The organism is Citrobacter sp. RHBSTW-01013, from assembly GCF_013781985.1.
Taxonomy (GTDB): Bacteria; Pseudomonadota; Gammaproteobacteria; order Enterobacterales; family Enterobacteriaceae; genus Citrobacter; species Citrobacter braakii.
Window position 1 is genome coordinate 3,959,582 of the sequence record NZ_CP056185.1, and the last position, 13,586, is coordinate 3,973,167.

The 13,586-nt window shown below is 55.8% G+C and carries 11 protein-coding genes and 1 pseudogene; 11 read left to right on the forward strand and 1 reads right to left on the reverse strand.

Annotated elements, in window-relative coordinates; all coding sequences use genetic code 11:
• Positions 1-345: 345 nt before the first annotated feature.
• Complete coding sequence (locus HV350_RS19015; RefSeq protein ID WP_046276299.1) at positions 346-1,764, reverse strand: glutamine synthetase family protein; 1,419 nt, start codon at positions 1,762-1,764, stop codon at positions 346-348.
• A gap of 211 nt (positions 1,765-1,975) precedes the next feature.
• Here HV350_RS19015 and puuD point away from each other — a divergent pair, with 211 nt between their 5' ends.
• The 11 genes and pseudogenes from puuD (at position 1,976) to appC (ending at position 13,586) form a co-directional block, all read left to right on the forward strand.
• Positions 1,976-2,740 (forward strand): gamma-glutamyl-gamma-aminobutyrate hydrolase, encoded by a 765-nt coding sequence (gene puuD / locus HV350_RS19020; RefSeq protein WP_016151914.1) that lies wholly within the window; start codon positions 1,976-1,978, stop codon positions 2,738-2,740.
• A gap of 25 nt (positions 2,741-2,765) precedes the next feature.
• A complete protein-coding gene (puuR, locus tag HV350_RS19025; protein ID WP_016151913.1) occupies positions 2,766-3,323 on the forward strand; it encodes an HTH-type transcriptional regulator PuuR in 558 nt (185 codons plus the stop codon).
• Positions 3,324-3,461: 138 nt separating this feature from the next.
• Positions 3,462-4,949: an aldehyde dehydrogenase PuuC gene (gene puuC, locus HV350_RS19030; RefSeq protein ID WP_075846746.1), complete on the forward strand. Its 1,488-nt coding sequence runs from the start codon at positions 3,462-3,464 to the stop codon at positions 4,947-4,949.
• Between the two features lie 2 nt (positions 4,950-4,951).
• On the forward strand, positions 4,952-6,232 hold the full coding sequence (locus HV350_RS19035) for an FAD-binding oxidoreductase (RefSeq protein WP_016155784.1): 1,281 nt from the start codon (positions 4,952-4,954) through the stop codon (positions 6,230-6,232).
• 208 nt (positions 6,233-6,440) lie between these two features.
• Positions 6,441-7,568 carry a hydrogenase 1 small subunit gene (gene hyaA, locus HV350_RS19040; protein ID WP_046276297.1) on the forward strand — a complete coding sequence of 376 codons (1,128 nt, stop codon included), beginning with the start codon at positions 6,441-6,443 and terminating at the stop codon, positions 7,566-7,568.
• Entirely contained in the window at positions 7,565-9,358 is a 1,794-nt protein-coding gene (gene hyaB / locus HV350_RS19045; RefSeq protein WP_181629137.1) for a Ni/Fe-hydrogenase large subunit, read from the forward strand. Before hyaA ends, hyaB begins: the two co-directional genes overlap by 4 nt.
• 18 nt (positions 9,359-9,376) lie before the next feature.
• Entirely contained in the window at positions 9,377-10,111 is a 735-nt protein-coding gene (gene hyaC / locus HV350_RS19050) for a Ni/Fe-hydrogenase b-type cytochrome subunit (protein ID WP_080859990.1), read from the forward strand.
• A pseudogene (gene hyaD, locus HV350_RS19055) lies at positions 10,108-10,689 on the forward strand (hydrogenase 1 maturation protease). Before hyaC ends, hyaD begins: the two are co-directional and overlap by 4 nt.
• Positions 10,690-10,694: 5 nt before the next feature.
• Entirely contained in the window at positions 10,695-11,093 is a 399-nt protein-coding gene (hyaE, locus tag HV350_RS19060) for a hydrogenase-1 operon protein HyaE (RefSeq protein WP_047417026.1), read from the forward strand.
• 1 nt (position 11,094) lies between these two features.
• Positions 11,095-11,952: a hydrogenase expression/formation protein gene (locus tag HV350_RS19065; protein WP_016151905.1), complete on the forward strand. Its 858-nt coding sequence runs from the start codon at positions 11,095-11,097 to the stop codon at positions 11,950-11,952.
• Positions 11,953-12,041: 89 nt separating this feature from the next.
• Positions 12,042-13,586, forward strand: a complete 1,545-nt coding sequence (appC, locus tag HV350_RS19070) for a cytochrome bd-II oxidase subunit 1 (protein WP_181629138.1) — start codon at positions 12,042-12,044, stop codon at positions 13,584-13,586.

Consider the following 13,586-nt stretch of genomic DNA (forward strand, 5'->3'; position numbering starts at 1 on the left):
GTGGGTACTGCAGACCTGGGTCGTGTCGGGGTGGAAAGCCAAAAGAAAGGCGTCAATGTTGCACGGCACAGATGCGGTCCGTACTTACTGCGGGAGCCATGGATGCTCACGCGGGGCGGGTTTTTAAACATTGGCATCATCACATTTCCTCGTCACAAACTCTGTCGGTTATCTGAAGACCCGTTGTCGCAAGCCGCTCCATTACGCGACATCCGGGAAATGGCAGGTGATCCTGCAATATTGACGGGCTGGCTCCGCTCAGACCGCATGATGCGACTTCTTTTTTTCAATGACTAAACAATGCGACAGGCCCGACAAACATTCCGCCGCCGGGCCACTTTCCTGTCAGGCGTTTTTCAGCATCCACTCAATTTCAGTGTCGGTAATCAGGCGTTCAAACTGGATCAGTTCATCGTGTTTACAGGCGTGATACACATGGCTAAAACGCTCCCCGAGCAACTCACGCAGACTGTCATTTTGCATGAACTCCCACAGCGCATCGCTCTGGCGGATCGGGAACGGTAGCCCTTCCTGCTCCAGGCCGTTGCCTTCCACCTCTTCCTGCAACGGCAGCTCGTTATCCAGCCCATGCAGGATCCCCGCCAGAATGGTCGACATCACCAGATACGGGTTGGCGTCAGCCCCCGCCACGCGATATTCAACCCGATGGTTATCACGATCGCCGCAGGGAATGCGCAGCGCCACCGTACGGTTGTTGTGCCCCCAGGAAGCCTGGGTCGGAACATACATCCCCGGCTGGAAGCGGCGATAAGAGTTCACATTCGGCGCCAGCAGCGCCATTGACGCGGGCATCAGATCAATCATCCCGGCAAGCGCACGCTTAAGTAACGCGGAATCATCGCCATTCGCATCGGCCAACACGTTCTCGCCTTTATTATTCATAATGCTGATGTGGATATGCATTCCGCTACCGGCATGCTCCTCATAAGGTTTTGCCATAAACGTGGCATGCATCTTATGTTTCTCCGCCACCAGCCGTACCAGCCGTTTCAGCGCCAGCGCGTCATCGCAGGCGTCGAGTACGTTATCGGTATGGTAGAGGTTGATTTCAAACTGCCCAGGGGAGGCTTCAGCCACCGCGCCGTCAGCCGGGATCAGCTGCAAACGGGCCAGTTCATCGATATCGTTTAGCACATCAGCAAAGTGGTTCAGGTTATCAACCGAGTAAACCTGACTTTGCGTATTCCGATCGTCCGTTCCCGGCGCGCACGGCGGCTGCAGATAACCTTCGGGATCGCGCTTACGATCGAGTAAATAGAACTCCAGCTCTACCGCTACGACGGGGAACAGACCGCGCTGGCGAAGTTTCTGCCAGAGTCGGTTAAGTACGTTCCGCGGCTCAACGTCAAAGGGAGCGCCATCTTCATCCAGCATCGTCAGCATCATCTGCGCAATACATTCCGGATCGGCGGCCGAAGGTGTTAACGTGCCAGGCACCGGGACACAGGTCCGATCCGGTTCGCCAAGCTCCTGGCCTAATCCCGCCTCTTCGACCACATTGCCAAGAATATCCATCGCGAAAACGGATGCCGGGAAATAGCAGCCTTTCTCTAACTTGTGTAACCCTGCAACGGGAATGCGTTTACCACGAAAGCAACCATTCAGGTCGGTTAACAGCACATCCACGAACTGCGTGTTGGGATAGCGCTCCAGATACTGCTTAACTTCACGCGCAAACGCGCTACTTCGTCTCTCTTCAGAATGCTGAACAAAATTCTCAACTTCTACGATATTGGTTTCCATGATTCACCGCCGTTGGCCTGTAAGCTGTTCTGTGATTTGACTGTTAAATATAATGTCCACTCTTCGACTCTGGATGCAAATAAATTGTTTGTCAAATGTTAAATTAAGTTTGCTAGAAGGTTATTCCGCTGCTAGATTGAGAAAATAATGAACGGAATGACATAACAAGGAACCGTTTGGCAATAATTTATTCCAAAACGTGAGGTCGATCATGGGCAATATATTTGACAAGCCAGTTATTGGTGTAGTGATGTGTAGGAACAGGCTTAAGGGTCACGAGACCCAGACTCTGCAAGAAAAGTACCTGAATGCAGTATTGAACGCCGGTGGATTACCGATAGCGATTCCCCATGCGCTTGCGGAACCCGAATTACTGAACGCGCTGTTACCGAAACTGGATGGTATCTTCCTGCCAGGAAGCCCAAGCAATGTGCAGCCGCACCTCTATGGTGAAAATGGCGATGAGTCTGACGCCGATCCCGGGCGTGATCTTCTGAGCATGGCGCTAATTACCGCCGGGCTCGAAAGGCGCATTCCCATTTTCGCCATCTGCCGGGGCTTACAGGAATTAGTTGTCGCCACTGGCGGGACTCTGTATCGTCGCCTGTGCGATCACTCACAGTTCCTGGAACATCGTGAAGATGCGGAACTCCCGGTGGAGCAGCAATATGCGCCATCTCATGAAGTCCAGGTTCAACAGGGAGGATTGCTATCTCAGCTAATACCAGGTTGCAGCACGTTTTGGGTTAACTCCTTGCATGGTCAGGGCGCAAAAACCCTTGGCCCGCAACTGCGCGTGGAAGCACGCTCGCAGGATGGATTAGTGGAAGCAGCCAGCGTTCACGACCATCCTTTCGCGCTTGGCGTGCAGTGGCACCCGGAATGGAACAGTAGCGAATACGCCCTGTCGCGTTTGTTACTTGAAGGTTTTATCACCGCTTGTCAGAACCACCTCGCTGAAAAACAGCGACTCTGACCACTACAGTTAAGGAAATGCAATTATGAGCGATGACGGCCTGGCGCCGGGTAAACGTTTGTCAGAGATCCGCCAGCAATTGGGTCTTTCACAGCGTCGTGCCGCCGAACTGTCTGGGTTAACGCATAGCGCCATCAGCACCATAGAGCAGGATAAAGTCAGTCCTGCCATCAGTACGCTGCAAAAGCTATTGAAAGTTTATGGGCTGTCGCTCTCCGAGTTCTTCGCGGAACCGGAAAAGCCTGACGAACCGCAGGTGGTTATCAATCAGGATGATTTGATTGAGATCGGGAGTCAGGGAGTATCCATGAAGCTGGTACACAACGGAAATCCGAATCGTACGCTGGCCATGATGTTTGAAACCTATCAGCCAGGTACGACAACCGGGGAGAGAATTAAACACCAGGGTGAAGAGATTGGGACAATACTGGAAGGTGAAGTGATACTGACCATCAACGGTCAAACGTATCATCTTGTTGCAGGGCAAAGTTATGCCATTAACACCGGTATACCACATAGCTTCAGCAACACCTCGGCAGGGATCTGCCGCATCATCAGTGCCCACACTCCTACCACTTTCTAATAAGTAGCGGCCTGAGTTTCTCAGGCCTTCTTAAATAACGCGCATTAACAGGGTACATCCCTGGGGCATCGTGCAGCCTGATTTTGCCTGAAAAAGATCAGCAACGAACTTTATCTTATTGATATAAAAGGAGTAGCTATGAACTTTCAGAATCTTAAATATTGGCGTGAAAAAGCCAGCCATTATTCGCCGGAGACCCGTTTATTTATTAACGGCGAATATTGCGCAGCCGCCGATAACGAAACCTTTATTACGCAGGATCCGGCAGGACAACGTCCGCTCGCCAAAGTCGCCCGCGGCAAAAAAGCAGATGTAGACCGCGCGGTCACCGCAGCCCGCACCGTGTTTGAACGCGGAGACTGGTCGCAAGCATCACCCGCAGAGCGCAAGGCAGTCCTGCACAAGTTCGCCGATTTAATGGAGCAGCATCACGAGGAGCTGGCGCTACTGGAAACGCTCGACACCGGTAAACCGATTCGCCATAGCCTGCGTGATGATATTCCAGGCGCGGCACGCGCCATCCGTTGGTACGCCGAAGCAATAGATAAAGTCTATGGCGAAGTGGCCACCACCTCGGTGAGCGATCTGGCGCTGATTGTGCGCGAGCCGGTGGGCGTCATTGCGGCCATTGTGCCGTGGAATTTTCCCCTGCTGCTGGCCTGCTGGAAACTTGGCCCGGCACTGGCTGCAGGCAACAGCGTGATCCTCAAGCCTTCAGAAAAATCACCGCTGACCGCCATTCGCCTTGCTGCGTTGGCGAAAAAAGCAGGTTTGCCCGATGGCGTTCTCAGCGTGGTGAGCGGATATGGCCACGAAGCGGGCCAGGCGTTGTCGCAGCATCCGGATGTTGATGTGATCACCTTTACCGGCTCGACCCGCACCGGCAAGCAACTGCTCAAAGACGCTGGCGACAGCAATATGAAACGCGTCTGGCTGGAGGCCGGTGGTAAAAGTGCCAACATCGTTTTTGCCGACTGCCCGGATCTGCCGAAAGCCGCCGCCAATGCTGCAGCAGGCATCTTCTATAACCAGGGTCAGGTCTGTATCGCCGGTACGCGTCTGTTACTGGAAGAGAGTATTGCCGACGAGTTCATTGCCCTGCTGAAAGAGCAGGCGAAAAACTGGCAGCCGGGCAACCCGCTGGATCCGGAAACCACGATGGGCACGCTTATCGACAACGCGCATGCCGACACCGTGCACGGTTTTATTCGCGACGGTGAAGCGCAAGGCACGCTGGCGCTGGATGGTCGCAGCCACGTCCACCCAGCGGCTATCGGCCCGACTATTTTTGTCGATACAGCCCCGCAAGCCCACGTCAGCCGCGATGAGATCTTCGGCCCGGTACTGGTCATCACCCGTTTTAGCAGCGAAGCCGAAGCCCTGGCGCTGGCCAACGACAGTGACTACGGCCTGGGGGCCGCGGTCTGGACCCGCGATCTGTCGCGCGCCCACCGCATGAGTCGTCGCCTGAAGGCCGGTTCGGTCTTCGTTAATAACTACAACGACGGTGATATGACTGTGCCGTTCGGCGGTTATAAGCAAAGCGGCAACGGGCGCGATAAGTCCCTGCATGCGCTGGAAAAATTTAGCGAACTGAAAACCATTTGGATCTCCCTGGAGCCTTAATCATGACTGAACATACCAGCAGTTATTACGCCGCAAGCGCCAATCAGTACGAACCGTTTCCCACCCTTAGCGAGTCGGTTAGCTGTGATGTTTGCGTCGTGGGCGGTGGATATACCGGTCTCTCCTCCGCCCTGCACTTAGCGGAGATGGGTTACGACGTAGTGCTACTGGAATCCGCGCGTATCGGCTTTGGGGCCAGCGGACGTAACGGCGGTCAGTTGGTGAACTCCTACAGTCGCGATATCGACGTCATCGAGCGCACCTATGGCCCGGACGCCGCCAAAATGCTTGGCAGCATGATGTTTGAAGGCGGTAATATCATCCGCGAACGTATCAAGCGTTATCAGATCGAATGCGACTATCGCCCCGGCGGACTGTTTGTGGCGCTGAACCACAAGCAGATGGAAACGCTGGAGGAGCAGAAGTCGAACTGGGAACGCTACGGCAACACGCAGCTTGAACTGTTAGACAGCAGCGAAATTCGTCGCGAAGTCAGCAGCGATCGTTATGTCGGCGCGCTGCTCGACCACAGCGGTGGTCATATTCATCCGCTGAACCTGGCGATTGGCGAAGCTAACGCCATTCGTCTGAACGGCGGGCGCGTCTTCGAACAGTCGCCGGTCACCCGTATCCAGCACACCAGCCCGGCGGTGGTCAGCACCGAAAAAGGTCAGGTTACGGCCCGCTTTGTGATCGTCGCGGGCAACGCCTACCTCGGCGACAAACTGGAGCCTGCGCTGGCAAAAAGCAGCATGCCATGCGGCACACAGGTATTAACCACCGAACCGTTGTCTGCGGAGATGGCGCGCTCGCTGATTCCTAAAAACTACTGCGTGGAAGATTGTAACTATCTGCTGGATTACTACCGTCTGACCGGCGATAACCGCCTGTTGTACGGCGGCGGCGTGGTCTACGGCGCCCGCGATCCGGACGATATTGAACGTCTGGTAATGCCGAAACTGCTGAAAACCTTCCCGCAATTGCAGGGGGTAAAAATTGATTACCGCTGGACCGGTAATTTCCTGTTAACGCTATCTCGCATGCCGCAGTTTGGCCGTCTTGATACCAACATTTACTATATGCAGGGCTACAGCGGCCACGGCGTGACCTGTACCCACCTGGCAGGACGTCTGATTTCTGAACTGCTGCGCGGGGATGCCGAGCGCTTTGACGCTTTCGCCAAACTGCCGCACTACCCGTTCCCGGGGGGGCGCAGCCTGCGCATTCCGTTTACCGCCATGGGGGCGGCATATTACAGCTTACGCGATCGCCTTGGGGTTTAAGTTCTTCCGCAATAAACCCGACGCACAGGGCGGTCTCCCCTGTGCGTTTTTTTATTCCCGGACAGTGAAAAACAGGTAACGGGCACGAAAATATCGCAATAGGACATAACCCTACACTTTGCATTGTTTCTCCCCGCTGATCGGATAGGCTTTTTTAGATTATCGCTGGCGATGTGGCCAGAACTCAACGGGGGAAGAAACGCGTGTTATGAATACGAATAACGAGGAGACCTTTTATCAGGCGATGCGCCGCAAAGGGGTGAGTCGACGCAGTTTTCTCAAATATTGCAGCCTCGCAGCAACATCGCTTGGGCTGGGAGCCGCAATGACGCCCAGAATAGCCTGGGCGCTGGAAAACAAACCCCGGATCCCGGTCGTCTGGATCCACGGGCTGGAATGCACCTGTTGCACTGAATCATTTATCCGCTCCTCTCACCCACTCGCCAAAGACGTCATCCTCTCCCTGATTTCTCTTGATTACGACGACACCCTGATGGCCGCCGCCGGAACGCAGGCCGAAGAGGTATTTGAAGACATTCTGAGCCGCTACCACGGCCGATACATTCTGGCCGTCGAGGGCAATCCTCCGCTGGGTGAACAAGGAATGTTCTGCATCAGCGGCGGGCGACCGTTTATTGAAAAGCTAAAAAGAGCTGCGGCAGGCGCCAGCGCGATTATCGCCTGGGGAACCTGTGCCTCCTGGGGCTGCGTGCAGGCCGCCCGGCCTAATCCAACCCAGGCAACGCCGATCGATAAGGTGATCACCGATAAACCAATCGTGAAAGTGCCCGGCTGCCCGCCGATTCCGGATGTCATGAGCGCCATCATTACCTATATGGTGACGTTTGATCGTCTGCCTGAACTCGATCGTTTGGGGCGTCCGCTGATGTTCTATGGTCAGCGTATTCACGACAAATGCTACCGCCGCGCCCACTTTGACGCCGGGGAGTTCGTTGAGAGTTGGGACGATGACGCTGCCCGAAAAGGCTATTGCCTGTACAAAATGGGCTGCAAAGGGCCTACCACTTATAACGCCTGCTCCACCACCCGCTGGAATGGCGGCGTTTCTTTCCCCATCCAGTCCGGTCATGGGTGTCTGGGATGTTCAGAGAACGGCTTCTGGGATCGCGGTTCGTTCTACAGCCGCGTGGTCGATATCCCGCAGATGGGGACGCATTCAACCGCCGATACCGTGGGCCTCACCGCGCTAGGCGTGGTGGCCGCCAGCGTCGGTGTCCACGCAGTCGCCAGCGCCGTCAATCAACATAACCGCCACAAACAGCAATTAGCCGACGCCGGACAACAGTCGCCAGACAATGAGGATAAACAGGCATGAGCAATTCGTATCAAACCCAGGGATATACGGTCAATAATGCCGGCCGGCGCCTGGTTGTCGACCCCATTACGCGCATTGAAGGCCATATGCGTTGTGAGGTGAACATTGATGAGCAGAACATCATCACCAACGCGGTGTCCTGCGGCACCATGTTCCGTGGACTGGAAATTATTCTGCAAGGGCGCGACCCGCGCGATGCCTGGGCATTTGTCGAACGAATTTGCAGGGTGTGCACTGGCGTACATGCGCTCGCATCGGTCTATGCCATTGAAGATGCCATTGGCATCAAGGTGCCCGATAACGCCAACATCATTCGCAATATTATGCTGGCGACGCTGTGGTGTCACGACCACCTGGTCCACTTTTACCAGCTAGCCGGAATGGACTGGATTGACGTTCTGAATGCCCTGAAAGCCGACCCGCGCGCAACCTCGCAGTTGGCACAAAGCCTTTCTGCCTGGCCTATGTCCTCCCCGGGCTACTTCTTTGACGTACAAAACCGCCTGAAGAAATTTGTCGATGGCGGTCAGCTGGGGATTTTCCGCAACGGTTATTGGGGACATCCGCAGTACAAACTGTCGCCAGAGGCTAACCTGATGGGCTTTGCCCATTATCTGGAAGCGCTCGATTTTCAGCGCGAGATTATCAAAATCCATACGGTGTTTGGCGGCAAGAATCCGCATCCTAACTGGATTGTCGGCGGCATGCCATGCGCTATCAATATCGATCAGAGCGGCGCGGTTGGCGCGGTCGATATGGAACGTCTTAACCTGGTACAGTCGATCATCACCCGCACCGCCGACTTCATCAACAACGTCATGGTTCCTGACGCGCTGGCTATCGGCCAGTTCAACAAACCCTGGAGCCAGATTGGCACCGGGCTGTCTGATAAGTGCGTCTTAAGCTACGGCGCGTTCCCGGATATTGCCAACGACTTCAGCGCGAAGAGCCTGTTGATGCCTGGCGGCGCGGTCATTAACGGTGATTTTAACAACGTCATGCCGGTGGATCTGGCCGATCAGCAGCAAATTCAGGAGTTTGTCGATCATGCCTGGTACCGTTATCCGGACGATCAATTAGGTCGTCACCCGTTCGAGGGGATTACTGAACCCTGGTACAACCCCGGCGATGTCAAAGGCAGCGATACCGATATCCAGCAGCTCAACGAACAGGAACGCTACTCGTGGATTAAAGCCCCGCGCTGGCGCGGACACGCCATGGAAGTTGGACCGTTGGCGCGTACGCTGATTGCCTATCACAAAGGGGATGCCGCCACGATTGAATCCGTCGATCGCATGATGTCCGCACTCAAACTGCCGCTGTCGGGTATGCAGTCGACGCTGGGGCGTATTTTGTGCCGCGCGCACGAGGCGCAGTGGGCCGTGAGCAAGCTGCAATATTTCTTCGACAAGCTGATGACCAACCTGAAAAACGGCAATCTGGCTACGGCGAATACCGAAAAATGGGAGCCTGCAAGCTGGCCGCAGCAGTGCCGTGGGATCGGTTTTACCGAGGCGCCGCGCGGAGCACTCGGTCACTGGGCGTCGATTCGCGACCAGAAGATCGACGTGTATCAGTGCGTAGTGCCGACCACCTGGAATGCCAGCCCGCGCGATCCGAAGGGGCAAATTGGCGCCTACGAGGCGGCGTTGATGGGCACCCAAATGGCGATACCGGATCAACCGCTGGAGATCCTGCGCACCTTGCACAGCTTCGACCCCTGCCTGGCATGTTCAACCCACGTCCTCGGCGACGACGGCAGCGAACTTATCGCAGTCCAGGTTCGCTAAGCGTTAAGGAACGGAACGATGACTGGAAAGATATCCCCACGCGTCGGGGAGGCGCGTGATACCGCCGTCAGCCACTATGTGTTTGAAGCGCCCGTACGCTTGTGGCACTGGCTGACAGTGGGCTGCATGTTGGTTTTGATGGTAACCGGATACTTCATTGGCCGACCACTGCCGTCGGTCAACGGCGAAGCCACTTACCTGTTCTACATGGGCGACATCCGGTTAGTGCATTTCGCCGCAGCCATGGTGTTTACGGTGATACTGCTGGGTCGCATTTACTGGGCCTTCGTCGGCAATCGCTATTCACGCGAGCTGTTTATCGTGCCGGTCTGGCGTCGCAGTTGGTGGCAGGGTGCCTTTTCGGTGGTGCGTTGGTATCTGTTCCTGGAAAAAAAACCGGGAGAAGATATCGGCCATAACCCCGTCGCGCAGGCGGCGATGTTCGGTTATTTCCTGCTCTCAGTTTTTATGATCCTCACCGGTTTTGCCTTATACAGCGAGCATAGCCAGTACGCCATTTTTACCCCCTTCCACTATGTGACGGAGTTTTTCTACTGGACCGGCGGTAACTCTCTCGATATCCACAGCTGGCATCGGTTGGGGATGTGGTTCATCGCCGCCTTCATCATCGGTCATGTGTATATGGCTATCCGCGAGGACATCATGTCTGACGATACCGTCATCTCAACCATGATCAACGGCTACCGTAGCCACAAATTTGCCAAACGCCAGCGCGATAAGGAGGCGTCATGAGCGAACCTAACGTCATCGTGATGGGCTTAGGCAACCTGCTGTGGGCAGATGAAGGATTTGGCATTCGCGTTGCCGAACGCCTGTACGCCCACTATCACTGGCCGGAATGGGTAGAGATTGTCGACGGCGGCACGCAAGGGCTGAATCTGCTGGGCTACGTTGAGTAGGCCAGCCATTTGTTGCTGCTGGACGCTATCGACTACGGACTCGCGCCAGGCACTTTGCAATCCTACGCCGGTGAACAAGTCCCCAGTTACCTCAGCGCCAAAAAAATGAGTCTGCATCAGAACAGCTTCTCCGAAGTGCTTGCTCTGGCGGAGATTCGCGGTCATCTGCCCGCCCACATCGCCCTCGTAGGACTACAGCCGGTGCAGCTGGACGACTATGGCGGCAGCCTGACCGACATCGCGCGCGCTCAGCTCCCGGCGGCAGAACAAGCCGCGCTAAGGCAACTGGCCGCGTGGGGCATCGCGCCACAGACAATCGATGAAACGCGTTGCCTGAACTATGAATGCCTGTCGCTGGAAAACTATGAAGGCGTGCGTATTCGCCAGTATCGTGTAACGCTGGAGAGATAAGCAACATGTTGAATGACAAACCATTTTCTGCGCTATGGCAACGCATGCTGGCGCGCGGCTGGCAACCGCTGACCGCATCTGAACTGGATGACTGGGTAACGCGTGTGCGTGATGGCGTGGTGCTGCTCAGTAGCGATCCCCGCCGCACGCCGGAAGTCAGCGATAACCCGGTAATGATTGCCGAGTTGCTCCGCGAGTTTCCCCAGTTTGACTGGCAAATCGCTATGGCGGATCTCGAGCACAGCGAGGCTATCGGCGATCGTTTTGGCGTATTTCGCTTCCCGGCCACGCTGGTATTTATCCACGGCGAGCTGCGCGGCATTCTCAGCGGCATCCATCCGTGGGCCGACCTGCTCAACCTGATGCGCCCCCTCGTTGAAGAACGCATCCCCCGGAGCCTGTAAGATGAGTGATACCTTTTTTCATCTGCTGGGGCCGGGAACCCAGCCGGGCGATGACAGCTTCAGCATGAATCCCTTGCCCCTCACCTGCCAGGTCAACAGCAGCCCCAGCATGGCGAGGCTGGAAAACTGTCCGCACAGCCCGGCGGTGATGGCATTGTTAGCCGACGTGCGCCACCAGCTTAGCCAGAAAATTCCCGCAAAACAGGACGTGCTGGGATGGGATTTATCCACGCTCAACGCAGACGACCTCACGTTTTTGAATACGCTGCTCGGCGAAGGCGAAGTTTCCGTGCGTATCCAGCAGGCTGACGGCAGGGCGAGTGAGATTCAGGAGTCTATTTTCTGCGGAATCTGGCGGGTGCGTTGCCAGAATGACTTGGGTCAATGGGAGGAGCATCTGGAGGCAGGCAGTGCGCCACGGGCGCTGTGGCAGGCAGCAACAATCACGACGCTGCCAGACGATAGCCTGTTGCCTCCGCCCGTCGATGGGTTGATGAATGGCCTGACGCTGGCTCAGGAACTGCTGGCGCACGTGCGCGATCCGGCCACGCAACCTCATAGCATTAACCTCACCCAACTCCCGGTTAGCGATGCGGATCGCCAGTTCCTCTCCCGCCTGTGTGGCGAAGGACGCATTCAGATCCGCACCATCGGCTACGGCGAGAGCCAAATCGACGCCACGGCGCTGCGCCATGTCTGGCATGTGCGCTGTCTGGATACCCTGAAAGGGCTTCTGCTCGAGAGTTATGAGATCTGTCCATTACCGGAACTGGTACTGGCTGCTCCGGAGGATCTGCTCGACTCGCTCCAGCGCCTGGATGAAGTCTGTAGCTGGCTGGCATCCGGCCCGCCGGCCTGATCCCCTTCTCCCGACCCGCATACTTTTCTGCTGCGGGTCTGGCGTTTTCTTCCTTATCTATTCACTCTCTAATGCCTGATGGAGTTCGCATGTGGGACGTCATTGACTTATCGCGCTGGCAGTTTGCGCTGACCGCGCTGTACCATTTTCTGTTTGTTCCCCTGACGCTGGGGCTGATTTTTTTGCTGGCCATCATGGAAACCCTGTTCGTGGTGACGGGCAAAACAGTCTACCGCGACATGACGCGTTTCTGGGGAAAGTTATTCGGTATTAACTTTGCGCTCGGTGTGGCGACCGGCCTGACCATGGAGTTTCAGTTCGGGACTAACTGGTCGCTCTATTCCAACTATGTGGGCGATATTTTCGGTGCTCCGCTGGCGATGGAAGCCTTGATGGCTTTCTTTCTTGAATCCACATTCGTGGGGCTGTTCTTCTTCGGCTGGCAGCGCTTAAACAAGTACCAGCATTTACTGGTGACCTGGCTGGTAGAGTTTGGCTCCAATATCTCTGCCCTGTGGATCCTCAACGCCAACGGCTGGATGCAATATCCTACGGGCGCTCACTTTAATATTGATACCCTGCGCATGGAGATGAGCAGCTTTAGCGCGCTGGTTTTTAACCCCATCAGCCAGGTGAAATTTGTGCATACCGTGATGTCTGGTTATGTCACAGGCGCCATGTTTGTGATGTCCATTAGCGCCTGGTATCTGCTGCGTGGTCGCGCTCGCGAGTTCGCCCTGCGCTCCTTCGCGGTAGGTTCCGTCTTTGGCACACTGGCTATCCTCGGCACTCTGCAACTGGGAGATAGCTCAGCTTATGAGGTCGCCCAACGCCAGCCGGTAAAACTGGCGGCAATGGAAGGGGAATGGCAAACCGAACCGGCACCTGCGCCCTTTCATGTGATAGCCTGGCCGCAGCAGGAGCAAGAGCGTAACGCCTTTTCCGTGAAGATACCGGCCCTGCTGGGTATCCTGGCAACTCACTCTTTAGATACGCCAGTTCCGGGGCTGAAGAACCTGATGGCAGACGCGCTACCCCGCCTGCAGCGGGGCCGGGAAGCATGGTTGCTGATGCAGGAAATCGCCAAAGGTAACCGCACGCCTCAGCTACTGCACGCTTTTCACGCCGTGGAAAAAGATCTGGGTTACGGCATCCTGTTGGCCAACTACGCCCCTGACATGAACCATGTCACGCCAGCGCAATATCAAGCCGCACAACGCGGCGCTATTCCGCAAGTCGCCCCCGTGTTCTGGAGCTTTCGCATCATGATTGGGTGCGGTTCCCTTCTGCTGCTGGTGATGGCGATTGCGCTGATACAGACCTTACGCTGGCGTATCGACCAGCATCGCTGGGTACTGCACATAACGCTGTGGAGCCTGCCGCTACCGTGGATTGCCATTGAAGCAGGCTGGTTTATGACGGAGTTTGGCCGTCAGCCGTGGGCGATTCAGGATATTTTGCCGACCTGGTACGCCCACTCTGCGCTGAGCGCGGGCCAACTGGCCTTCTCCATGGGGCTAATCCTCACGCTTTACACCCTGTTTTTAATTGCCGAAGTCTACCTGATGCAAAAATACGCGCGTCTTGGTCCAGATGCGATGCAACGTCAACAACCGGCACAACAACAGGAATAA

What these genes read in the sequence shown, in the direction of transcription:
- HV350_RS19015 (WP_046276299.1), bottom strand. Translation starts at nt 1,764, where the DNA reads ATGGAAACCAATATCGTAGAAGTTGAGAATTTTGTTCAGCATTCTGAA.
- puuD (WP_016151914.1), top strand. Translation starts at nt 1,976, where the DNA reads ATGGGCAATATATTTGACAAGCCAGTTATTGGTGTAGTGATGTGTAGG.
- puuR (WP_016151913.1), top strand. Translation starts at nt 2,766, where the DNA reads ATGAGCGATGACGGCCTGGCGCCGGGTAAACGTTTGTCAGAGATCCGC.
- puuC (WP_075846746.1), top strand. Translation starts at nt 3,462, where the DNA reads ATGAACTTTCAGAATCTTAAATATTGGCGTGAAAAAGCCAGCCATTAT.
- HV350_RS19035 (WP_016155784.1), top strand. Translation starts at nt 4,952, where the DNA reads ATGACTGAACATACCAGCAGTTATTACGCCGCAAGCGCCAATCAGTAC.
- hyaA (WP_046276297.1), top strand. Translation starts at nt 6,441, where the DNA reads ATGAATACGAATAACGAGGAGACCTTTTATCAGGCGATGCGCCGCAAA.
- hyaB (WP_181629137.1), top strand. Translation starts at nt 7,565, where the DNA reads ATGAGCAATTCGTATCAAACCCAGGGATATACGGTCAATAATGCCGGC.
- hyaC (WP_080859990.1), top strand. Translation starts at nt 9,377, where the DNA reads ATGACTGGAAAGATATCCCCACGCGTCGGGGAGGCGCGTGATACCGCC.
- hyaE (WP_047417026.1), top strand. Translation starts at nt 10,695, where the DNA reads ATGTTGAATGACAAACCATTTTCTGCGCTATGGCAACGCATGCTGGCG.
- HV350_RS19065 (WP_016151905.1), top strand. Translation starts at nt 11,095, where the DNA reads ATGAGTGATACCTTTTTTCATCTGCTGGGGCCGGGAACCCAGCCGGGC.
- appC (WP_181629138.1), top strand. Translation starts at nt 12,042, where the DNA reads ATGTGGGACGTCATTGACTTATCGCGCTGGCAGTTTGCGCTGACCGCG.